This window comes from Butyrivibrio sp. NC3005 (assembly GCF_000424545.1).
Classification (GTDB): Bacteria; Bacillota; Clostridia; order Lachnospirales; family Lachnospiraceae; genus Butyrivibrio.
Genome location: NZ_AUKC01000026.1, coordinates 24982 through 49203, shown reverse-complemented (window position 1 = coordinate 49203; position 24222 = coordinate 24982). Strand labels below are relative to the sequence as shown.

The 24222-nt window shown below is 36.4% G+C and carries 18 protein-coding genes and 1 pseudogene; 16 read left to right on the top strand and 3 right to left on the bottom strand.

Annotated elements, in window-relative coordinates:
* Positions 1-162: 162 nt before the first annotated feature.
* A complete protein-coding gene (locus tag G634_RS0108440) occupies positions 163-1068 on the bottom strand; it encodes a DMT family transporter (protein ID WP_026504921.1) in 906 nt (301 codons plus the stop codon).
* 441 nt (positions 1069-1509) lie between these two features.
* On the opposite strand from G634_RS0108440, the gene G634_RS0108425 reads away from it, so the two are divergent.
* Positions 1510-1998 (top strand): hypothetical protein, encoded by a 489-nt coding sequence (locus G634_RS0108425; RefSeq protein ID WP_026504920.1) that lies wholly within the window; start codon positions 1510-1512, stop codon positions 1996-1998.
* Positions 1999-2021: 23 nt separating this feature from the next.
* Positions 2022-2615 carry an HD domain-containing protein gene (locus G634_RS0108420; RefSeq protein ID WP_026504919.1) on the top strand — a complete coding sequence of 198 codons (594 nt, stop codon included), beginning with the start codon at positions 2022-2024 and terminating at the stop codon, positions 2613-2615.
* Positions 2616-2955: 340 nt separating this feature from the next.
* On the opposite strand, the gene G634_RS20275 is transcribed toward G634_RS0108420, so the two are convergent.
* A complete protein-coding gene (locus tag G634_RS20275; protein ID WP_051233775.1) occupies positions 2956-5100 on the bottom strand; it encodes an endo-1,4-beta-xylanase in 2145 nt (714 codons plus the stop codon).
* 298 nt (positions 5101-5398) lie between these two features.
* On the opposite strand from G634_RS20275, the gene G634_RS18525 reads away from it, so the two are divergent.
* The 14 genes and pseudogenes from G634_RS18525 to G634_RS0108340 all read left to right on the top strand — a co-directional run bounded on the left by G634_RS18525 (position 5399) and on the right by G634_RS0108340 (position 23200).
* The gene (locus G634_RS18525) at positions 5399-7516 is read left to right on the top strand and encodes a flavocytochrome c (protein WP_051233774.1); all 2118 of its coding nucleotides are present in this window, start codon (positions 5399-5401) and stop codon (positions 7514-7516) included.
* A 150-nt stretch (positions 7517-7666) separates the two neighbouring features.
* Positions 7667-8964, top strand: a pseudogene (locus G634_RS21890) (YwqG family protein).
* Between the two features lie 87 nt (positions 8965-9051).
* On the top strand, positions 9052-10038 hold the full coding sequence (locus tag G634_RS0108395; RefSeq protein WP_026504917.1) for a diaminopimelate dehydrogenase: 987 nt from the start codon (positions 9052-9054) through the stop codon (positions 10036-10038).
* A gap of 103 nt (positions 10039-10141) precedes the next feature.
* A complete protein-coding gene (locus tag G634_RS0108390) occupies positions 10142-10930 on the top strand; it encodes a class I SAM-dependent methyltransferase (protein WP_026504916.1) in 789 nt (262 codons plus the stop codon).
* Between the two features lie 93 nt (positions 10931-11023).
* The gene (locus tag G634_RS0108385; protein WP_035799376.1) at positions 11024-12631 is read left to right on the top strand and encodes a glycoside hydrolase family 43 protein; all 1608 of its coding nucleotides are present in this window, start codon (positions 11024-11026) and stop codon (positions 12629-12631) included.
* Between the two features lie 14 nt (positions 12632-12645).
* Positions 12646-13791 (top strand): CobW family GTP-binding protein, encoded by a 1146-nt coding sequence (locus G634_RS0108380; protein WP_026504914.1) that lies wholly within the window; start codon positions 12646-12648, stop codon positions 13789-13791.
* On the top strand, positions 13776-15563 hold the full coding sequence (locus G634_RS0108375) for an alpha-galactosidase (RefSeq protein WP_081676558.1): 1788 nt from the start codon (positions 13776-13778) through the stop codon (positions 15561-15563). Before G634_RS0108380 ends, G634_RS0108375 begins: the two co-directional genes overlap by 16 nt.
* Before the next feature lie 11 nt (positions 15564-15574).
* Positions 15575-16096: a hypothetical protein gene (locus G634_RS0108370; protein WP_026504912.1), complete on the top strand. Its 522-nt coding sequence runs from the start codon at positions 15575-15577 to the stop codon at positions 16094-16096.
* Between the two features lie 332 nt (positions 16097-16428).
* Entirely contained in the window at positions 16429-17478 is a 1050-nt protein-coding gene (pheS, locus tag G634_RS0108365) for a phenylalanine--tRNA ligase subunit alpha (protein WP_026504911.1), read from the top strand.
* Positions 17479-17506: 28 nt separating this feature from the next.
* Positions 17507-19927, top strand: a complete 2421-nt coding sequence (pheT, locus tag G634_RS0108360; RefSeq protein WP_026504910.1) for a phenylalanine--tRNA ligase subunit beta — start codon at positions 17507-17509, stop codon at positions 19925-19927.
* Between the two features lie 90 nt (positions 19928-20017).
* A complete protein-coding gene (locus G634_RS0108355; RefSeq protein ID WP_026504909.1) occupies positions 20018-20485 on the top strand; it encodes a GNAT family N-acetyltransferase in 468 nt (155 codons plus the stop codon).
* A gap of 188 nt (positions 20486-20673) precedes the next feature.
* Entirely contained in the window at positions 20674-21642 is a 969-nt protein-coding gene (locus G634_RS0108350) for an ABC transporter ATP-binding protein (protein ID WP_155830538.1), read from the top strand.
* 2 nt (positions 21643-21644) lie between these two features.
* Positions 21645-22427: an ABC-2 family transporter protein gene (locus G634_RS0108345; RefSeq protein WP_035799373.1), complete on the top strand. Its 783-nt coding sequence runs from the start codon at positions 21645-21647 to the stop codon at positions 22425-22427.
* Positions 22427-23200 (top strand): ABC-2 family transporter protein, encoded by a 774-nt coding sequence (locus G634_RS0108340; RefSeq protein ID WP_026504906.1) that lies wholly within the window; start codon positions 22427-22429, stop codon positions 23198-23200. Before G634_RS0108345 ends, G634_RS0108340 begins: the two co-directional genes overlap by 1 nt.
* 106 nt (positions 23201-23306) lie before the next feature.
* Here the strand turns inward: G634_RS0108340 and aguB are convergent, their stop codons facing one another.
* Positions 23307-24182: an N-carbamoylputrescine amidase gene (gene aguB / locus G634_RS0108335; RefSeq protein WP_026504905.1), complete on the bottom strand. Its 876-nt coding sequence runs from the start codon at positions 24180-24182 to the stop codon at positions 23307-23309.
* Positions 24183-24222 lie beyond the last annotated feature (40 nt).

Genomic DNA, 24222 nt, shown 5'->3' with positions numbered 1-24222 from the left:
TTGTAGTGCTATTTGTACACTACCAATATTCATATGAAATTTCAATACCCTTATGCTTACTAACTGCTGTTGAAAATACTTTGTTGTAATTGTTTGGAAAACGGGTCACTACGGAGAGTTTTATAATGATTGTGGTGGTTAAGTCAAGGATTCCATGAGGATTTAGCTTGTGGGAGTGTTATCTTTCGAGTCAAAAGTTATAAAAAACAGCATCAGGAATATAAGACCAAAACCTATAGCATCATAAAAAGTGAAAAAACTCTTTAAAACAAAAGTTGAAATAAGAGCAGCTGTTATAGGCTCGGCAAAACTATAAAGAATTGCCTTTTGTGGCCCAATCTTGGATACTCCGCTTATGTATAGTGTAAATGCGCAAATATTACCTACAATGACAACAAAGATTATTCCGAATATACCCATAAAACTTGGAACATAGTGCAAATTCCATGATTGAAATGCTATTCCAAGAAGTGCTCCGCCAATTAAAAATGACCATCCCTGAACCACAATAACAGGAATGCTACTGGTAATTCTGGGAGCTAGAACGTTGTATATCATTACACAAAAAGCACTTCCAATACCAGCAATTAAAGCAGGAAGCGGCAATGAAATATGTTTGAAATCACCATGAGTTGTCAATAGAAAAACGCCTGTTAGTGCTAAAAGAATAGATATGATTTCAAATAGTCTGGGTAATCTTTTTGAAACTATGCATGTGAATGCCAATATAAAAATCGGTGCAAGATCCTGAAGTATAGTACCCATGGCAGCATTTGAAAGCTCAATAGTAAGAAAATACAGAAACTGACAGATGCTAACACCACCAATTCCATAAAGAAGCATCCATTTTGCCATTTCGATAGATTTCCAAGGCTTAAAAACAGTTTGTTTATGTTTTATAAGGCAGTATAGAATTATAAGAATACCGGAAAAACTTAGTCTTATAGGTACAAGCCATCGGCTGTCCATTTTTTCTACATTGAATAAATATTGTCCCATTGAGCCTGATAGTCCCCAACAAGATGCTCCAAGTATTGTATATAATATTCCTTTGATATTGTTTTTCATCGTGCTATCACTTCCTGATATCTTAATATAGGTTATTGTTTTCATCAGGAAAATCAATAACCGTATCAGACCAAAATTTGTCGTTAAGAGAAATTTTGTCCTGCGAAGCAGGATTCTTGCTGATGATTATCCTGAATCATGAGAAGACGTCACAAGATATTAGGTATAGCACATTCGTATTATATTTTCAAATTGTTTTGGAAAAAAATTTATATATGCAAAAAGGCAAAGACGCTTTCAGAAATGATAGAGGTCTTTGCCTTTTTGCATGAAGATTTGCGGAAAATGGGAGGTTGTAAATGGTTACATTGAATGATTATCTGTATTCGGGAAATACGGTAATAAACAATTATATTTATCCCCTTTTTTTACATGACAAAAAACGATATGATAAAGAAGTAAACTGATAAAGAAGAAAAGCATGAAATCGGAGGGGTAGGAATGATGTTTGTATTCTTTTTGATTTTTATAGTTTTTTGCTTATTATTAGACTCTTTTATGTCAGAAAGTGTTGAATCATCTGTTAGAACAAGGAAAGTTACTGAGGGAATAAGTAAACTGCTATTATATGTTCCTGCTATAGTAATGGTAATATTTGCTTTCCTTCTGAGCTTTGTTCTAAAGGGACGATTTGTAGAGAGAAGCTCGCATGCACTGATAGTTCTTTGCTTATGGCTTTATGGAACAGTTTTCTATGTAAACGTTCTGAAGTTTTTCACAAACAAAAAGATGTTAGCTATAAGTATACTAGGCATGATATTGTCAGTTTTAGTTGCAATATTTCTTACACCTTTGGATAGATACTGTGAAGTTTTGTTTGCATCAATTCATGAATTTTCTTATGTTGCAGGCGGAGTAATGTTGGCTGTTTGGTATTTTGTAATGCTCACAGCATTCTGTAGTAAAAAGCGTGTTCGCACAATTAATTAAATTGATTTTTTGGAGATATAAAAATGGACGAAAGATTAAAGAAACAGCTCGATTTTGCACTGGAAATCGACAAGGAAAAGAATATTTTTAGACAGACACATCTTTCCGGACATGGAAGAAATGAGAATGATGCAGAACATGCATGGCATATGGCACTTATGGCATATCTGTTGAAGGAGCATGCTAATGAAAAAGTGGATATCGCAAAAGTCATGCTTATGTGCCTGATTCATGATGTAGTGGAAATTGATGCCGGAGATACCTATGCCTATGATGCAGAGGGACTTAAAACTCAGAAAGAAAGAGAAGATAAGGCAAAGGAAAGAATCTTTTCTATTTTGCCGGACGATCAGAAGAAAGAATTGATAGCACTTTTTGATGAGTTTGAAGCATATGAAACACCAGAATCAAAGTTTGCCCATGCAATGGATAACCTCCAGCCTTTGATTTTGAATAACAGTAATGGAGGCGAAGATTGGAAAGAGCATGAAGTTACTGCAAAAAAGGTCTATGGAAGACAGGCCAAAACAAGACTTGGTTCTGAAAAGTTGTTTCAGGAAGTAATAGACAAAGTGATTCAGGAGAATATTAGAAAAGGTAACATTAAAGAAAAGTGACAAAAACCTATAGGTTATTGTTTTCATCAGGAAAATTAATAACCGTACCAGACCAAAATTTGTCGTCAAGACAAATTTTGTCCTGTGAAGCAGGATTCTTGCTGGTGATTATCATAAATCTCAGCAAGAAGTCATACTTTATTGTTTTGAATACTTAGTAGATTAGTTTTACTGGCTTTTAATATTTCATGAGCAGAACTGTTTATAAACGTTGGTACTTGTGCGCTGTTTTTTAGCGCATTACGTACCACTACGTTTATAATCAAGCGGAAGCGTGTCTGCGACGAAATATACAAACAGTAAAACGGACTATATAGAAACAATAAAGTATGACTTTTTGTCACTTATATTCAGAAACTCGCCTTATCCATGCCCATGCAAGATCTGACCATAAGCCTACATCATTTTTTAGACTCATATCAATTCCATTTCCCTGGAAATCATTACCGCTAAAGAACTGTTCTATAAGTTCTTTTCTTCTTTGCTCTGAGACATTAACTCCTTTGTTTTCTTTGACATTAAAAGCAGCACGCATTGTTTGTTCCATTGTGTACTCGCCGCCTGACCAGCCTTTGAAAAATGTATTATTGGCAATCGATAGACCATGGTGTCCCGTTGGAAATACATAGTGTGCAAATGGTATTTTCTTCTTACGAAGAGCCATAGCGAAGAGATAGCTGTTTTCTACAGGAACACCCTCATCATCTTGAGTTTGCCAGATAAAACATGGCGGAGTATTGTCTTTAACTTGTTTTTCCAAAGAAAAATATAAAAGTTCTTCGTCTGTAGGGTTGTCACCAAGAAGAGTCTTTACTGAATCCTTGTGAGTAAACTCGCCTGTAGTGATAACTGGGTAAGATAGTATAACACCAGTTGGCCTATTGGATATTTGGTTGTATTCAGAATCGGTATCTACTATATCTTCAAAGTGAACCGCAAGGCTTCCGCATACATGAGCTCCTGCAGAAAAACCTGTGATAAAGAGTTTCTCAGGATCGATGTTATATTTTTCTGCATTTTTTCTTATAAATCTTACAGCTCTTGAAATGTCGTTAAGTGGCTGTTTCTTAAGCGGAACGGACATGGTGATGTCTGTTGTATAGCTAAGAACAAGTACATTCATGCCACGGTTATAAAACTCCATAGCAGGTAGTTCTCCCTCATGAGAGCAGCACATGCAGTATCCGCCGCCTGGAACGACCAGCATACATGGGCGTATATCAGTGTCTGGATGAAGGTATGCAAAGACATTTGGAATAAAGCCGTAGGATGCTTCGTAAGTATATTCGTTATCTTGCCAGATGTTTTCACGAAACATTTTAATCATAGATTTATTTTGAGGCATACCTTGAACTAAATAGTCTTCTTCCTTGTAGTTTGGAGACCATTTATCTATTGAATCAGACAAATATGCATCTATATAATTTTGTGATGAATTTTCATCATCTGCAGTATTTGTGTCTGGCAGTAATACCGCACTTAATACTGCATAGTATGCTTCTTTTGCTTCGCACTTACCTTTAAATAATAAAGGATAGCTTGTTTCTCTTCTAAAACCGGAAAGCCAGCTGTCTTCATCAAGAAGATTCCAGAAGGTAACGCTTGTAATATTAGCCTTTCCGGATTTCTTTGCATCAAGATAGATTTTGAAGAAATCTTTGTATCTAAGTGCAAGCTTATGCATAGACTCTTTGGAAGGATTTGCATTGTGCATATCAAGTTCGGTTATGTGAAGTTTAAGACCTAGTGCACCGTAGCTTTCGACTGCTTTTTGGTAATCATTAAGATTTGGATGATCCATAAGAAGATGAGACTGCATACCCATTCCATCTACAAGATTTTTCTCTATAAGTGGTGTCAGTACATGCTCTATAATGAAATCTCTCTTCCAGTCAAGGGCTGTTTCGTAGTCATTGTAGAAAAGATCTACGCCATCAGCTACATATTTTCTTGCATATTCAAATGCTTTGATAAAAAAGTCATTGCCGACAGTTTTAGTCCAGACTGATTTTCTGAAATCTCCATCATCAACGATTTCATTTACAACATCCCAGGCATAAATAACACCGGGATAGTTGGTTTGAACAAAAGTAAGAACCCCTTTAATGTAGCTTTCTAGTCTTTTTAGAATAGTCTGCCTGTCAGCAAGAGGAAAGTTCTCATTATAATGCTCACAGAAAAACCACTTTGGAGTTTGATTATGCCATACAAGAGTGTGGCCACGCATAGCTATACCGTTTTCTTTGGCAAATTCCAGGTAAGGTATTGCATTTTCGAAAGTAAGAGCAGGCTCGAAGTTATATTTTTCCGGATTTTCTTTATTCTTGTCCATATCAAGATAATACATAGGCTTCATATCATTTTCACAAGTAAAGCTGTTAAACTGTTCTGTGAGAAGCTTCATGTGCGCCTTGGTATGCAAGTTCCATCTGGAAATTGCAGCACCGATTTTAAAGTATGGTTCATAAGCAGTTTTAAGATTCATAGTACCCCCTCTAAATCTCTATAGTTTTTGATACTTTATCCATCTTATACCAATATTAAAAGACTCACTACGCAATTTTTGCGATTTTATAATCATATATGAGTATAAAACAAGATTTGTAGTAACTCATTTTAGTAAAAACTTTCGTACAACCATCATCATGGATTTTGTACTTGGTCATGGAATGTCTCTGACAACGACTTTTGTGTGTTTTTAGTCTATCAATTAGACAAAAAACAGACGATAAAAAAATAAAGCGTTGTTGTTTTTTTTGCGCAAAAACAAAGGAGGTAATTTAATGAACAAAGAAGTCTTAATTACTCGACTCCGCAGAGTAATAGCCTGTCTTTTGTTCCTAGCTGTTGTGTTATGCCTTGTATGGTCGAAACCTATGTTTGATCCCAATAAAGGACCTAGCGCACCGGCTGATACAAAGGGCAGTTTCAGTCCTGGAACTTATAAGAGCTCAATCAAAGGATTTGGTGGAGAAGTTGAAGTAACTCTTACTATAGGAGAAAATGGCGGCATTGTAGATGCTGAAATTGTTGGAGAAGGAGAGACACCTGAAGTTGGTGGAGCTGCTATTCCTAAACTTAGAGAGCAGATTTTGGAAAAACAGGCAACTGACGTGGATACAGTTTCTGGAGCAACCATTACAAGTACTGCTGTAAAAAAGGCAGCAGCAGTTTCGCTTGCTCAGGCTGGTGGTCCTGCAGTTGATGAAGGACCAAAAGCAGCAGATGGAAATCTGTTTATTGCAGGAACATATACAGGAACATCAAAGGGATTTGGTGGTGACGTTGAAGTAACGGTTACTGTCAGTGAAAACAGTATTGACGATATTAAGATAACAGGTGACCATGAAACTGAAAATATAGGTACTTTTGCAGTGTCTATGCTTCCAGAACGTATACTTTCTGCACAGACTACAAACGTTGATGCTATTTCCGGTGCTACAGTAACAAGTAGTGCAATTCTTCGAGCATTGCAGAATGCTCTTACAGAAGCAGGATGCGATATAGATAAGCTTCCGGCTGCAGTTGCAAAAGATTCCAATGCACCAAAGACAGATAAAACACTTGACTGTGATATCTGTATAATCGGAGCAGGTGGTGCTGGTATGACAGCAGCAATTAACGCTACTGAAAATGGTAAGAAGGTAATACTTCTTGAAATGATGCCATACGTTGGTGGTAATACAACAAAGGCTACAGGTGGTATGAATGCGGCTGAGACACACTATCAGGCAGAACAGGGAATTAAGGATAGCGTTGAAGTATTTATAGAAGACACCATGGAAGGTGGCCATCAGATGAATAACCGCGATCTTGTAACTGTTATGGCTAAGAATTCTGCGGCAGCTATAGACTGGCTCGATTCAATCGGTGCTCCTCTTCCAAAGGTTGGTTTTTCAGGTGGAGCTACAAATGCACGTATCCATGCTCCGGAAGATGGATCTGGCGTAGGTGCTTATCTTGTTACAAGATTTTTGAACAAGATGAATGAACTGAATATAGATGTAATGTATGAAACTAAAGCTACAGAGCTTATAAGCAAAAATGGCAGTATCGTAGGTGTAAAGGCTACAAGCAGTGACTACAATTACACTATTAATTCCAAAGCAGTTATTCTTGCAACAGGCGGATTTGGTAACAATCAGGATATGATTGTTAAATATCGTTCCGATCTGAAAGGAACAGTATCGACAAGTGCTCCTGGTGCAATGGGTGATGGTATCGTAATGGCAGAGGCTGTAGGAGCTGACCTTGTAGATATAGATCAGATTCAGCTTCATCCAACCGTAGAGCAAGGTACTTCCATGCTGATAACAGAAAGTGTTCGTGGTGATGGTGCAATACTTGTTAATCAGGAAGGTAAGCGTTTCACAAATGAACTTCTTACAAGAGATAAGGTATCTGCTGCTGAGCTTGAGCAGACAGGCGGATATGCATATATAGTTTTCGATCAGCGCTTAAGAGATGGTCTTAAAGCTATCGAGAAATATGTCTCTATTGGAATAACAGTTCAGGCTGATACTATTGAAGATCTTGCAAAACAGATTGATGTAGATCCAAACGTTTTATCAGAAACACTTAAAACATGGAATAAGGCAGTTGCAGATAAGAAAGATGCAGAGTTTGGACGTGATACAGGAATGGAAAAAGATTTAAGTGTTGCTCCATACTATGCTATAAAGATTGCTCCAGGAATCCATCATACAATGGGCGGTGTAAAGATAGATACTAAAGCACAGGTAATAGGGACAGATGGAAAACCTATTCCGGGATTGTTCGCAGCCGGCGAAGTTACAGGCGGAGTTCATGGCGGAAACAGAATAGGCGGAAATGCAGTATCTGATATCGTTGTATTTGGTACAGTAGCAAGTAATAGTGCAATAGCTTATTGTGACAAATAAAGCGTTGTAAATGAATAATAGCTAAATCCGAATTTATTATCTATTCCAGAAATTTAAACATATTGTGTAAAATTTTGTTTTTGCGTATAATGTTGTTGCAGCAAAAAAGTGGCACATAAGTACACAAGTATACAAAAATGGAGAGCGGGAATGGTAATAGATAAAGGATTTATGCATGAATCCAAAATTAAAGATTTGGCTTTGGAGTGTCCAAAGTATTCAGGTTTTAATCATCTGGCGATATTCTTGAAATGGTCATACCATAAGGGAATATTGTCAGATGATTTATTTAGTATAGAACCTGGAATTAAAAAGGCTTTAGAAAAAGATGAGGACATCAGAGAAATAATAGCTACAAGCCAGTATATGCATGGAAACATTACAGACTTTCATTTCAAAGATGAATTTAAACCGTTTGTATATGAGTTTTACAAGTTTAACGGACATGGCTATCCAAGCTGCGTTGATGATTATGCCAAAAAATATTTTGGCGAAGAAAAGTATTATAGTAGCGAGTTTAAGAACGAAGCATATCTTTTCGTTCCATTTACAAAAGACTATTATGACGGATTGTCAAAATATATAGATAAAGCATGGGAAAACAGAAACCCGAAACTAAAAAATGAATCAATAGGATTTGAAAAGCTTGACTATTTGTACGAGAAAATGAAGGAAAAGTACAAAGAACCTATAGTAAGTTTCTTGCTTTCTAATGAAAAGACGACCATTTTTGATAGCAAAGTGGGAGGATATCCATATTGGCCAAAGGGGAAAGAGAAGGAATACCCAACAGATGAAAATGGCCAAAAGCTATATCTATTGGCACAGATAAATTTTAGTGATATTGAATTTGAAAGACTACCTTCAGAAGGGCTTCTTCAGTTCTTTGTTTCAGGAGAAGGAGATTTGGGTATATACGAAGACAATAATCACAAAGTTGTATTTCATGAAAAGATAGATACAACAGTAACAGAACAAGATGTTAAGGATATGGGAATTCATTGCAATATGGACATTGAAGAAGATAAAGAAGCATGGTTTCCTACTCAAAAGAGTTTTCGCCTGTGCCCTCGTCTTGCAGAAGAAGAATGCAATCCGGATAATGAAAACTATGACGATGATGCAAGAGATATTCTTGTAGAAAAATACGGATTAGACATTAAAAGCGAATGGCTAAGTGATTACTTATGCAAAGAAGACTATCGGTATCTGTGCAATAAATACAGCCTTCCAAATCACAAGATGTTCGGATTACCGTTTTTTGCCAGTCGGATCCAAGAGAATGTGATAGCAAATATGACACATTACTGTTCCAGCTCGATTCTGAGTTTGATGGAGAATTCGATCTTATGTTTGGAGATTCAGGAGTATGCAATTTCTTCATTAATCATGAAGATTTAAAGCGTCATGACTTTTCTGACGTCTATGCATACATGGATTGTTATTGACAGTGAATTCCATTAGTAATAGTGTAGATTAATGCCACAGAATTCAGCATTTATGCATAATAAATATATTGAAAGAGAGGATGAAAAATGAGTATTAGATTAGGAATAATGGGTTACGGTAATTTGGGACGTGGAGTTGAAATTGCCGTTAGAGAAGCAAAAGATATGGAACTGGTAGCAGTATTCACTAGAAGAGATCCAGAGACAGTTAAAATCTTAACTCCTAACGTAAGTGTTGTAAGCGCAGAAAAGGCTTCAGAATGGAAAGACAAGATTGATGTAATGATTCTTTGCGGAGGAAGTGCAACAGATCTTCCAAAGATGACACCAGAGTTTGCATCTATGTTCAATGTTGTCGACAGTTTTGATACACACGCAAGAATCCCTGAGCATTTTGCAAATGTTGATGCAGCTGCAAAGAAAGCAGGCACAATAGGTGTGATTTCCTGTGGATGGGATCCAGGTATGTTCTCTCTTGCAAGAGTTTATGCAAATGCAATTCTTCCAGACGGAAAAGATTATACATTCTGGGGAAAAGGCGTTTCACAGGGACATTCAGATGCAATCCGTAGAATTGACGGAGTTAAAGATGCAAAACAGTATACAATTCCTGTAGAGAGTGCGCTTGAAGCAGTAAGAAGCGGAGCTTGTCCGGAACTTTCAACAAGACAGAAGCACACAAGAGAGTGTTTTGTAGTACTTGAAGAAGGCGCAGATGCTGCAAGAGTTGAGAAAGAAATAAAGGAAATGCCAAACTATTTCTCAGACTATGATACCACAGTACATTTCATTTCAGAAGAAGAGCTTAAGAGAGAGCATTCAGGTCTTGCTCATGGCGGATTTGTATTTAGAAGCGGCAAAACAGGTGTAAATAAGGAACACAATCACATCATTGAGTATAGCCTTAAGCTTGATTCTAATCCTGAGTTTACTACAAGCGTTTTAGTATGTATTGCACGAGCTGCATATCGCATGCGTAAGGAAGGACAGACTGGATGCAAGACTATTCTTGATATTCCACCAGCATATTTCTCCGACCTGAGCGCAGAAGAACTTAGAGCACACCTTTTGTAAGATATAATGTAAGAGGCGATTTAAGAAAAAATCGCCTCGTTTTTTTAAATAAACAAATGTGAAAACGAATGTTTAGAGCGTTCACAAAACAGGGGGGAGAAAAATGTGTGACAGAAGAGAAATAATAAACGGTTTCTATGATTCCTATGATGAAGAAACGAGAATGGAGAATAGTCGTCAGGCTCAGCTTGAATACTATACCACCATGCATTTTATAAGGAAATATCTTGCTGATAAAGGGAAAGTTATCGAAGTTGGAGCAGGAACAGGCAGGTATTCAATAAACCTTGCAAAAGAAGGTTACGATGTAACAGCTGTAGAATTTGCAGACAGAAATTTTGAAATCCTTTGTCGTAAATGTGAAGAGATACCTAATATAAAAGCCTGTAAAGGTGACGGTGTTGATTTGCATTTTATTGCTGACAACAGTTTTGATATGACACTTATTCTTGGACCTTTATATCATCTGTATGATAGACAAGACCAGGAAGCAGCTATCAAAGAAGCAATACGTGTTACTAAAAAAGGTGGCATTATAATAGCAGCTTTTTTATCAGTCCATGCTATTATGTTCGACAATTATCTACAGGGAAATTTTGCATCGGGGCTTGAGGAGAACTTTACTAGAGATTATAAAGTAAAGCATTTTCCGGAACAGCTGTTTACAGGATTTAACATTGATGAATTCGAAGAGTTATTTACAGATATGCCTGTAGATAAGATTACAATAGCTGCAGTTGATGGAATAATGGAACTTGCAGAAAGAAGAGAAGATTTTTCAATGTCAGAGGCAGAATTTGATGCATTCAAAGACTATCATCTGCATCATTGCCAGAGAGTAGAGCTCCTTGGAAGCTCCAGTCATTTGATATATATTGCTAGAAAAAAATAAGAGAAATACATTAAAAAGATTGTTGTAAAATGTTTTACTTTTTTCTAAAATATAAGTTGTATTTAAAACATATATTGAGGAGAAAATGACATTATGGGTAATATAAAGGGGACAAATCCAATACTGAAAATGGATTTTCCAGATCCTGACGTGATTTTTGTTGATGACACATTCTATCTTGTCAGCACAACAATGCACTTTTTTCCGGGATGTGAAATTCTGCGTTCTTATGATCTTATAAACTGGGAACATGCTGCGTACGTCTGCGACAGGCTAGATGGAACAGATGCCCAGAAACTAAAGGATGGGAAAGGTATCTACGGAAAAGGAATGTGGGCTGCAAGCCTTAGACATCATAATGGAAAATTCTATCTTGTTTTTTCATGTAATGATACAAAGAAAACATATCTCTACAAGTCAGCTTCCATCGATGGTATATGGGAAAAGAGTGAGATAGAAGGTTTTTATCATGACTCATCACTTCTATTCGATGGAGATAGAACATTTATTGTATCAGGCAATACAGATATTCATCTTACAGAGTTAAACAAAGACCTTACAAAGCCAAAAGAAGGCGGAATTGACAGAGTTATTGTTAGTGATAAGGGAAATCCCAACCTGGGATATGAAGGCTCTCATCTATACAAAATAGATGGAAAGTACTACCTTTTCATGATTCATTCTCTTAGAGATAGGTGGAGAAGAGTAGAAGCTATGTATGTAGCAGATTCTCTGGAAGGAGAATTCACAGGTGGTGATGTGTTTAATGATGATATGGGATTTAGAGGTTCAGGAATTGCTCAAGGCGGAATTGTTCAGGGACAAGATGGCAGTTTTTTTGCAGTTCTTTTCCAGGATAGCGGCGCAGTTGGAAGAATCCCGGTTGTAGTACCTGTAACGTATGAGAATAATACCTTCGTTTTCGGAATAGATGGAAAAGCTCCGAAGATACTAGAGAACACAAGTACTAAACCGGATCATATATATGACAATCTTACATGCAGTGATGATTTCAAATATGATATTGATTTTAGTGATTTTTCTATAGAAAAATATATTTCTATGAAGAAAAATGGAGAGATTTCATCCGAAAAAATAAGAAGAAATGGAACATATGGCCTTAATAGTTGCTGGCAGTTTAATCATGAACCTGACTTTTCTTTATTAAGAGTAGATAAGGAAGGAAAGTTATTTATAAAAACAGGAAAAACAGTCAAAGGCCTGGAACAGGCAGTTAATACACTTACCCAAAGAACAGTATATCCTAAATGCGAAAGTCAGGTTACACTTGATTTTGCAAATCTTTCTGAGGGTGATTTCATGGGACTTGCTGCATTTATCGGAAAGTACTGTTTTGTAGGTGTTACCAAAGACAATGGAAACTTTTATGCAGTTAAGTACCACAAAGAGATTGGAAATGGCACTGATAACGAAGTAAAAGAAGTTGAAGAAGAAAGAGTACTTCTTGGCAACGAAGATTTGAAAAATGGTCTCAAAGTCAAAATGACCATCGTATATGAAGATGAAAGAGACGAGGCAATGTGTGCAGTGTATAAAGATAATGAGTGGAAAAGTATAGGACAAAGCACAAAGCTTTTCTTTGGACTTGACCATTTCACTGGATGCCGATTTGCATTGTTTGCATATTCGACGATTAAAGAGGGTGCAGAGGCTGGATTTTCAAATTTTATTTATCGATAGAAAGAGTTTAAGATATGGAAAATAAAATCCCGGTCATTTTAATAACTGGATATTTAGGTGCAGGAAAGACAACACTTCTAAATGAACTTCTGCAGCAGGAAGAGAGAAAAGTTGCACTTATAGTAAACGACATAGGAAGTGTAAATATTGATGCAAAGCTTTTGAAACAAGGAAATATAGCCGGCATGGATACAAACGTTGTAGAACTTTCAAACGGCTGCATCTGCTGCACATTAAGAGAAGAATTCATGGAGCAGATAGATGAGATTTCCAAATGTAGTAATGCTGAGATTATATTTGTGGAAGCATCAGGTGTAAGTGACCCTTCATCAATAGCAGAAGCTTTTCTTGTACATGAACAGACTCACGAAGACCTTCTTTTTTTCCTTGATACTGTCATTACAGTAGTAGATGCAGATAGAGTTCACAGTGAGTTTTTGTATGAACTCGAGGGAAAGACAAAAGATGATGAAGAAAAGATATCTGCAAATGAAGATGTTGATATCATCAATCTAGTCATGGATCAGATAGAGTTCTGTAACGTGATCGTATTAAACAAGTGCGACCTTTTAGGAGAAGAAGAGCTGACTAAAGTAGAAAAAGTTCTTAAAAGACTTCAGTCTAGTGCCAATATTATAAGATCTATACATGGAAAAGTGAAAATAGAAGATCTCTTGAATGACGAACCATTCGATTTCGAAGAAGTACTTGGTGGTTCTGCTATTCAAAGAGCACTCGCACATGCAGAAATCGAAGACGAAGATGAAGAAGAGTATGGTATAACCTCGTTTGTATTTGAAGCCAGAAATCCTCTGATAAGAGAGAAATTCATGGATTTTATCAATAATGATTATCCAATGAATATCATAAGGGCTAAGGGGTATATATGGTTTAGTGACGATGATGTTCACGTGCAGCTATTCGAACAAGCCGGAAGAAATGCTGTTGTAAGTAAGATGTCTAACTGGGTTGCATCACTTTCTGCGGAAGAACAAAAAAATGTCTTCGAAGAATATCCGGAAGTAAGAGATGACTGGGATGAAGTCTATGGAGATAGAATGATTCAAATAGTATTCATAGGGAAAAATATAGACAAGGAACACATATCAGCAAAAATATCTGAATGTATACATGGGGAGGAACAATGGAAAGACCTGTAGTTATTACTGAAAACAAATATCGTTTTGATGATTTTACAAATGGAAAGGTATTGCATAACAAGAAGAAAAATCATCTTCCTGCAATGGGATGGAATAGCTGGAATGCATTCGGAAGCGGGAACACTCAAGAACTTACCAAGGCAATGGCTGACAAAATAGTAGAGCTGGGGCTTGATAAACTGGGATACAAGTATATCGTACTCGATGATGGTTGCTATAAAACTGAGAGGGTAAACGGTCAGCTTGCAAATGAACAGGTAAAGTTTGCTGATGGATTTAAAAGTCTTGCAGATTATATACATGCTAAAGGACTTAAGTTTGGTATGTACAATGACGTAGGAACTAACCTTTGCGCAGGGGCAGCAGTTGGAACCTGTGGACACGAGATAGATGATGCTAAGGCATATATTGAGTGGGGTGTTGATTTTATTAAAGTGGATAACTGTTATTATCCCTGGGACAATGCAACATTTTCAGATCCGGAGAATGCAAGATATACATATGCTCCTAACATAAAGAAGATAAGTGTATCAGGAAATGGATTTAAAGGTGAATACGATGTTGCAGGAAGCGGAGTTATTACAGGAAAAGGTGCTTTTATAAAAGACGATTACGCAACAGGAATCGGAACTTTTGATGGCACAGGTCCTGATAATACACCTGTTGGAGATATGAGCGGAGAGCTGGAATTCACTATAAAGGTAGATAAAGACGGAGAATACGATCTTGTTGTAACCTATGCAACTGGAAGAGAAGTCGGAGTAGGAAGCTGGCTCGAAGTTGCAGTTGGCAAAAAGGAGAATGCAGAAGTATTTTATGACGATTTTCTTCCTGAAACACCAGATACGGAAACATTTATCGAGTCTAATAAGATAACAATTAAACTTAAAGCAGGCGAAAACAGCATAAGACTTATGAATCACAGAAGGCAGGAAAATACACTTTGTTCCTATGCTGCGCTTCTTGAAGGTTTTAATAAGGCAGATAAAGACCACGATGTTATTCTTTCCATCTGTGAATGGGGCAAAACTCAGCCACAGAACTGGGGATATAAAGTAGGTGATTCCTGGAGAATATTAAATGATATCACTTTTCAGGTAGGAGCAGACGGAGATCCTGGAAAAGGAGCATGGGAAAGCGATTATACAACAAGCGTAATGGCGCAGTACAATAAGGCTGTCATAATGGATGAATTTGCAGGTCTTTCCAAAGGATGGAACGATCCTGATATGCTGATGATAGGAATGGATGGAATGGATGATACCATGTGCAAATCTCACTTTGCTATGTGGTGTATGATGAATTCACCTCTTATGCTCGGACTTGACCTTAGAAGAATGGAGAAAGGCGATAAGTGGTACCAGATTATCAGCAATGAAGATTTAATCGCACTTAATCAGGATGCCCTCGGAGTTCAGGCAAAGAGAATATATTCAACTCTTGATAAGGAACATTCTGATACGAATTATATTCGTGACAATAATAGAATCGATGTACTGGCAAAGCCGCTTGCAGATGGAAGCGTAGCAGTAACCTTTGTTAACTGCAGCAAGTCAAAGCAAAAGGAAAGTGTTGTTATAGATCCTGAACTTATAGTAGAGAAGATCGGAGATAAGATTTGCAATAAGCAGGCATTTGAAAATGCTAAAAGATATACTGTAAAGAATCTCTGGACAGGAGAAGAGACAATCGAGAACGGAAAGAGTTTTGAAGTGTCATCTCTTGAAGCCTGTGACAACGTTACTCTTAAGATTACACCAGTTGGAATCTAATAGATAAGACTATGAAAGTTAAGGATTTTATTTGCAGACTTTATCAGGAAGACTTTTCATTGTGGAAAGAGAAAAAAGAAAAAGATAGCATCAGTAAAGAAAATGAGACTATCGATAAAAAATGTGAATATATTAATTTAGATACAGTAGATGATGAATGTGAACTTAATGAATATGAGTTCTTGAATTATCTGTGGCATCAAAGTCTTATAGATGAATATGACTTTTCTCATCCAGAAGAAAATCTTCTTAGAAAAAATGCAGCAAGACTAATTCACATATATATGCGCGATAAAATGCATCAAAAAGATGAAAGAGATATCTCTAAGGCACTAAACCTTAGAGATATTTATGATTGCAGAGTATGCATGAATCATATAGCCCAGGTTTATACAAAGGGAATCATTGAAGCTATAGAAATCCCCGGAATATCATCAAAAGAAAACGAAAAGTTCCGCATATTCGCAGGCTCATATGAAGCAGAAGATGAGGATATAGAAAAGTGGATGGATGCTGTCAATAGTAATCGATAATCAAATTTGACTTTTTGGTAAAAAAGAGTATTATTAAATGGATATTATATATTTTAAAAGCTATGATAGTGCATTAGGAATTGTCATCCCTTCAAGAGAGTGGACTTTACTAGCTGGAAGAGTCCTAAGGTTCAGGCATTTCTCACCTTCACACTGGAGCTGTATAAGTGAATTGTAGTAGCTTATAACGTTGGCATGCGTTAAATGCATAGAGATGTTTTTCTGATAGTATATAGAAAACATAAACACAGAGTGGTACCGCGATTATTCGCCTCTGAGATTGTTTATTCAATCTTAGAGGCGTTTTTTATTTTGAGGAAAGGAAAAAAGAAATGGCAGATTTAAATGGATTAAGAGAACGTGCCAAGGAAATTCGTGAAGAGATACTCAAAAATGCAGAGCAATTGGTTGATTCCAAAGCTGCATATGAAGTGCGTAAAGATTTCCTTGATTCCAAAAAGGGAAAAATTGGAGCTCTCATGAAGGAAATGAGAGATGTTCCGAAAGAGCAGAAAGCAGAGTATGGACAGACAGTAAATGAATTAAAGCAGTGGGCTCTTTCCAAATTTGAAGAAATTGATAAACACATAAAGGCAAAAGAGCTTCAGCTTAGATACGAGTCAGAGAAGATAGATGTAACACGTCCTGCAGTCAAGATGAAACCTGCACACCTTCATCCTGTAACTCAGGTAAGAGAAGAACTTATAGATGTATTCGCATCAATGGGGTTCAAAGTGTATGAAGGAAAAGAAATCGAAACAGATTATTACAACTTCACAGCACTTAACACACCTGCAGACCATCCGGCAAGAGATATGCAGGATACCTTCTACCTTACACCAGAGTTTCTTCTTAGAACACAGACTTCATCAGGACAGATACACGTAATGGAAGCTGAGAAGCCACCTATTAAGATTCTTTCCCCTGGAAGAGTATTCCGTTCAGATGATGATGCAACACACTCACCTATGTTCCATCAGATGGAAGGTCTTGTAGTAGATGAGAAGATTACACTTAGCGATCTCAAGGGAATGCTTGACATGTTCGTAAAGAAGATTTATGGAGACAGTACTGTAACAAGACTTCGTCCTTCATATTTCCCATTTACAGAGCCATCTGTAGAAGTTGATATCAGTTGCTTTTCCTGTGGCGGAAAGGGATGCAGCCTTTGCAAGGGAACTGGCTGGATTGAAGTACTTGGTGCAGGTATCGTAAACCGCAAAGTATTGGAGAATTGCGGAATAGATCCGGATAAGTACAGCGGACTTGCATTTGGTATCGGTCTTGAGAGAATTGCAATGCTTAAATATGGTATCAATAATATTAAGCTTTTGTTCGAATCTGACCTGGATGTTCTTAATCAGATAGGCGATCAAGAGTAATCATCATATAAAGCGAAAGGAAAAGAATATGTTAGCACCATTAAGCTGGTTAAAAGAATATGTTGATATAGATGTTACCCCAAAAGAATTAGAGGAAAAGCTCTTTTCATGTGGTTTTGAAGTAGAAGAGCTTACCGAATTGGGCAAAGATATAAGCGGGGTAGTAGTAGGTCTTGTAGAAAAATGTGATCCTATTCCAGATACACACCTTCATGTATGTCAGGTAAATGCTGGTGAGCATGGAACATTCCAGGTTTGCTGCGGAGCAGACAATGTTGAAGCTGGAAAGAAGTTCCCATTAGCACTTGTAGGCGCACAAGTAATAGAGACAGCTAAAGACCACGTAACTGTAGTTGGAACAATGAAGATTTCCAAAGGAAAGCTTCGCGGATATGAATCTGAAGGAATGCTTTGTTCTGGTACAGAGCTTGGAATAAATGAAGATATGTATCCTGGAGCAGGTTACAACGGACTTCTTGTTCTTCCTGAAGATGCAGAGGTTGGAGCTGATGTTAAGCCGATACTTGGTCTTGACGACTGGATTTTCGATATTGCTATTACAGCTAATCGTCCTGACTGTCAGAGCATGCTCGGTATTGCAAGAGAAGTTGCTGCTGTTCTTGGAAAAGAACTCAAGATGCCATCTCTTGATTATCATGAGACTGAAGTTAAGAAAGATGACTTTGATGTAACAGTAGAGGCAACTGATATCTGTCCTAGATACGTTGGTCACTATGTATATGACGTAAATATCAAAGAGTCACCTGCATGGATGAAGAGAAGACTTGCACTTACAGGTCATACTTCACGTTCCAACATGATTGATATTACTAATTATGTAATGGTGGAAATCGGACAGCCAATGCATGCATTTGACGAAAGCTTTATCAAAGGTGGTAAGATTATAGTTCGTCGTGCGTCTGAGGGAGAGAAGATTACAACACTTGATGAGAAAGAATTCACGCTTTCACCTAAGAATCTTGTAATCTGCGATGCAGAAGGACCGGTAGCACTTGCTGGTGTAATGGGTGGTCTTAACTCAGAGATTCGCGAGGATACAAAGAGTGTTATCTTCGAAGCTGCCAAGTTTGCAAGAGAGAACGTTCGTCATACATCTCACGAACTTGGACAGGTTTCTGACTCAAGTTCAACATTCAGTAAGGGTGTATATGAATACAATACAGAACTTGCAATGAAGAGAGCGCTTCATCTTGTAGAAGAACTTGGAGCAGGAAAAGTTTCTTCAACTCATGTGGATAAGAATACAGGAAATTCAATTCTTCCAAGAACTATGAAGGCTAGCATTGAAAGAATCAATGGAGTACTCGGAATAGAAGTTCCTACAGAGGATATCAAGAGAATCCTTACAAATCTCAACATGCAGCCGGAAATAAATGGCGATGAGCTTACACTTCAGATTCCTGCATATCGTGAAGATATGGAATCATATCCAGACATTGCAGAAGAAGTAATCCGTATGTATGGATATGACCACGTTAAGAGTACATTCCTCAAGAAAGCTCAGGTAACAGCAGGTGGAAGAAGCCTTAAGCAGAAGATGGAACTTAAGATAAAGAGAGCACTTTGCTCTGTAGGTGCATATGAATGTATGCATTATTCCTTCTTCTCACCATCAGATCTTGATTTATTAAGAATTCCAGAAGATGCTGATGAAAGAAAGGCTATTAAACTCATCAATCCTATTAATGAAGATCTTTCACTTATGCGTACAACACTTGCACCTCAGATGGTACGTGCTATTTCACGTAACCAGAAGAAAGGAAACCTCGAAGGACGTTTGTTTGAAATGGCAAGCCGTTTCATTCCAAAGAGTCTTCCACTTAGCGAGTACCCTGAAGAACTTGCTACTATTATGGTAGGTGCATGGGGAGCAAAAGAAGACTTCTTTACAGTTAAGGGAATTCTGGAAACACTTGCTGATACACTGCTTGTAAAGTTTGAGTATGAAGAAATGGAAACAAGCTTCCTTCATCCATATAGATGTGCCAAGGTTATGTGTGATGGCGAAGAAGTAGGTTATATCGGACAGCTTGGATATGATATTCAGGATGAAACATCTATGCGTGTACCTGCATATCTTGCAGAAATCAAGCTTGATAAGCTCGAGAAATACTATGGAAATGTTGCCAAGTTTACACCACTTCCAAAGTTTGCTGTTGAGAAGAGAGATCTTGCTCTTGTTATGGATAGAAGCGTTAAGTGTGCAGATGTCGAGAAGGCTATTTACAGCAGCTGTAAGTATGTGACAAATGTTGAATTGTTCGATATTTATGAGGGACTTCCGATTCCTTCAACACATCGTTCAATGGCATTTACGTTGACATTCACACCAAAGGATGAAGAGCTTACAACTGAGGCAGTAGATAAGTTTGTAGATAAGATTCTTAGAAAGCTTAGCTTTACAATGGGAATTGAGTTAAGAGCATAAGAATTATATGATTATTAAAAAGCTTTTTGTTTTTAATTTTTTAAAAGCAAAAAGCTTTTTTATAAAAAAAACATAGATTGGAGACTACAGATGAATGTGATAATTAGAAAAGCAGTTTTAAAAGACTATGAAGAAGTAGAAGTTTTGATGGAAGAAGTTCAGAACCTTCATATTGAATTACGACCTGATGTATTCAGAAAGACAGATGTAGTTCTTCCAAAAGAAGAGTTTGTTAAAAATATCGAAGATGAAATGATTTTCGTTGCGGAAAAAGATTATGAAGTTGTTGGTGCTTTGATTTTCATGATTCGTAGTGTTGCTAGTCCTCATCAGATAAATAAGAAAGTGTTATTTATAGATACACTTGTGGTTGGAAAGAAATATCAAAGACAGGGAATTGGAACGCAGCTTCTTGATTTTGCAAAAGAAAGAAAATCAAAACTTGGATTAGATAGCCTAGAGTTACAGGTAAATGCTCGAAATGTCAATGCATTGAATATGTATAAAAAGTCGGGATTTACACAGAAATCAATAAATATGGAATTGTTAGATAAATAGTATCATTATAGAAAAACTATCAAAAAGCGTACAATTGTGATTTTAAACGGCAATTATTTGTCCTTTTGGTGGAAAAGTTAAAAAAATTTTCAAAAAATACTTGACACACATATATATATATAAATATAATTTGAACGAATATTCAATCAAAGGGCCTTTGGGAAAGGAATGGACTAAGGACGTAATAAATGAGTAAATGTATAATTGAGTGCAAAAATGTCTGTTTTTCTTATACATATTTCGAAAAACAAGGCGGAATGTGCGGAACAATCAAAGACTTTTTTGGAAGACAGAAGAAAAAGATTACAGCTATAAATAATGTTGATTTTATGGTTGATAGGGGAGAAATTGTTTGCATTCTTGGAGCAAATGGAGCTGGAAAAACAACGCTTATGAAACTGCTTATAGGTATTCTTTCCAATGAAAAAGGTGATATTCATTGTAATGGGTACAAACCTTATTCAAAAGATAAGGAATACTTGAAGAGCATAGGAGTTGTTTTAGGACAAAAGAGCCAGTTGATATGGGATCTTCCTCCTATAGATACGTTAAAAATGTTAAAGGAAATCTATGAAATCCCAAAGGAAGATTTTGAGAAAAGATTAAATGAATTAGTGAATAGTTTAAAAGTTTCTGAAAAACTTTGCGTGCCGGTTCGTAAACTATCGCTTGGTGAACGTGTGAAATTTGAACTGATTTGTGCATTAATCCACAAACCGGAAATCCTTTTTTTGGATGAACCAACGTTAGGCTTGGATATTGTCAGTCAAAAATTTATGTATGAATTTTTACAAAAAATAAACAGGGTGGAGAAAACAACAATTCTATTTAGTAGTCATTATATACAAGATATAGAGAACCTTGCAAAACGTGTAATTGTTATTAAAAAGGGAAGTATTATCTCGGATACATCATTATCTGAATTAAAATCACAGTATACAGACAAAACGTCTTATATAGTGGAAACAGATGGTACTGAATTGTCTATGAGTATGGATGGTGCATCACTTATAAAAGATGAGACTAACAAATATAGGATATTTGTAACAGATAAAGAACCAATCGTTAATTTTATGAATTTGAAAAATGTTATCAGTATTCATAAAGAAGAAATGGAATTGGAAGATATTCTAGTGAGTATTTTTTGTAAGGAATGAAAATGAAAAAATATTTTTTAACATTTATGAATCGATTAATGACAACTATTGTATATCGATTTGATTTTGTTTGTGGATTAGCACTGACTGCATTTAATGTAATGATTTCTGTGTTTGTATGGAATGCAATATATAAAACATCTACTATTGACTCATTTAGAGGTTATTCTTTTAAGGATATGGTAGTTTATCTTGTTTTAACCAATATTTCAAGTATGGTTTTTTCTTTTGATATCTGTTTTAGAATAGGTAATATGATTAGAACCGGGCAGTTTTCAACTTACTTGTTTAGACCTATTAATGTTTTGTATGATAGCTTTTTTGACTATTTGGGAAGGTGCTTTATCAGTATTTTGATATTTATCGGTACGGTTTTTATTTATGATTTGTATAGTGGAATTGGAATATTTGATTTTTTACTGACACTATCATATTTTTTCTTGTGCATTTTTTTGTGGTTTCAAATTGCTTCCATTATATCGCTTTTGGGTTTCAGAGTGATACAGATGTGGCCGTTAAAACCGATACTTAGAGGAGTATATATGCTCTTTGCGGGAATGTATTTTCCGATAAGTTTTTTACCTTCTGGATTCAGTAGAATAATTGCTTATAATCCATTTGGTATGATTGGTTGTAATCTGTCTGAAGTGGTAATGGGAAAATATATTCAATCTAAAGTGCTTACATTAAATATTTACTTAGTGCTTTGCATTATTGTATTAAATCTTATTTATAGAGTATTATATAAAAAGGCTCTAAAGCTATATGAAGGGATGGGGGCGTAATGAGATTTTCAGTTTTCAAAGAACTTGTAAAACAGTCTTTTAGAGAGTTCTTAATATATCGCACCACGGCTATACTTACCGTAGTTTTTTCTATAATGTTCTATCTGATAGAAGTGATAACAGGTATTGTTTACTTCAGTTTTACTGACAGAATTTTCGATTGGACTAGAAGAGACTACATGATACTTATTACTACAGCGAATATTATTCAGATGGGATATCAGTTTTTCTTTGTGGCATCACACGAGGGATTAGAAGAGGCAGTAATTGAAGGCGATTTGGATTATTCACTTATAAGACCAGTTAATTCGTTTTGGTTCTATGCTTTCAACAGGCTGGATATTCCAAGTGTAATCGGAATTATTGTTTCAGTGATTTTTCAGTGCTACTTTTTTAGTTCAATGAAATTATCTTTTTTTAACGTCATGATGTATTCATTTGGAATAATTTTGGGAATCTGGTTTTTGTTTTTAGTGAATCAAAATATTGTTATGCTTTCGTTCTGGTTAGAAAAATCCGGTAAACTAATCGGAATACCGGAGTACATATTTGAAATGGTGTCCAGACCACAAAGTATATATCCTAATAAAATGGTGCTTATACTAACATATATTCTTCCATTTTTTGTTTCAGTTAATTATCCAATTGATGCGCTGCATGGAAAATTTAGCCTAAGCGGTACTGTCATGTATATACTGTATTTGCTTGTTTTGACGTTTATTACTTATAACATTTGGAATAAAGGTCTCCAAAAATATGCTTCATCCAATTAAGAATTGGATTTTTAACTACGGCTTGCGGTAGCATATAGCCGCTTTTTAGTAGTAACAGAGTAGAGTCATGAAATCATTTACCATATGATATCATGACTCTTTAATTTTATTCTGAAATTCTCAAATACTGCTTGGGGCGTCTATCACGAAATAGTCCCCATGAACTACGTTCTTCTTCAATCTTTTCAAAATCAAATTCGGCATATAAGATTTCATCTTTGTCTTTTGAAGCACACTGGATGATTTCTCCGGTTTCATTAGTTATGAAACTGTTGCCATAGAATGTTAGAGCTGAGGATTGATTTCCGTTTTCTTTGCATGGAAGTACTTCTTCTAATCCATATCGATTGGCAGCGACTACAGGAGTGATGTTGGCTGCGGAGTGTCCCTGCATTGTTCTTTTCCAATGACCACTGCTGTCAACATCAAGAATAGGTTCACTTCCAATTGCAGTAGGGTAGAGTAGTATATCAGCACCATCAAGCACCATGCATCTGGCAGCTTCCGGGAACCACTGATCCCAGCATATTCCAACACCGACATTTCCAAATTCAGTTTTCCATACTTTGAATCCGGTATTTCCCGGTGTGAAATAGAATTTTTCCTGATAATAATGGTCGTCAGGAATATGAGTCTTTCTATATACGCCCATTATATCTCCGTGATTATCAATCATAGCTATAGAATTGAAAAACTGTTTTCCGGATTTTTCATAGAAACTTACAGGAATTACAACATTTAATTCGCCCGCAAGTTTTGAAAAAGTCTTTACAGCAGGATTTTCAAGTGTTGGGAGTGCAAATTTATAATAATCATATCTTCTTTCCTGACAAAAATATTGTCTTTCGAACAGTTCTGGAAGAAGAATAATATTAGCACCGTTCTTGGCAGCTTCTTTCACCATCGAAACTGCATGTTCAATATTCGTATTGACATCGGTGGAGCAATTCATCTGAATTGCGGCAACTTTTGTAATGCTCATTTTTTATTCCTTTTTGTTTTTGGCTATATTTAGTACAGGC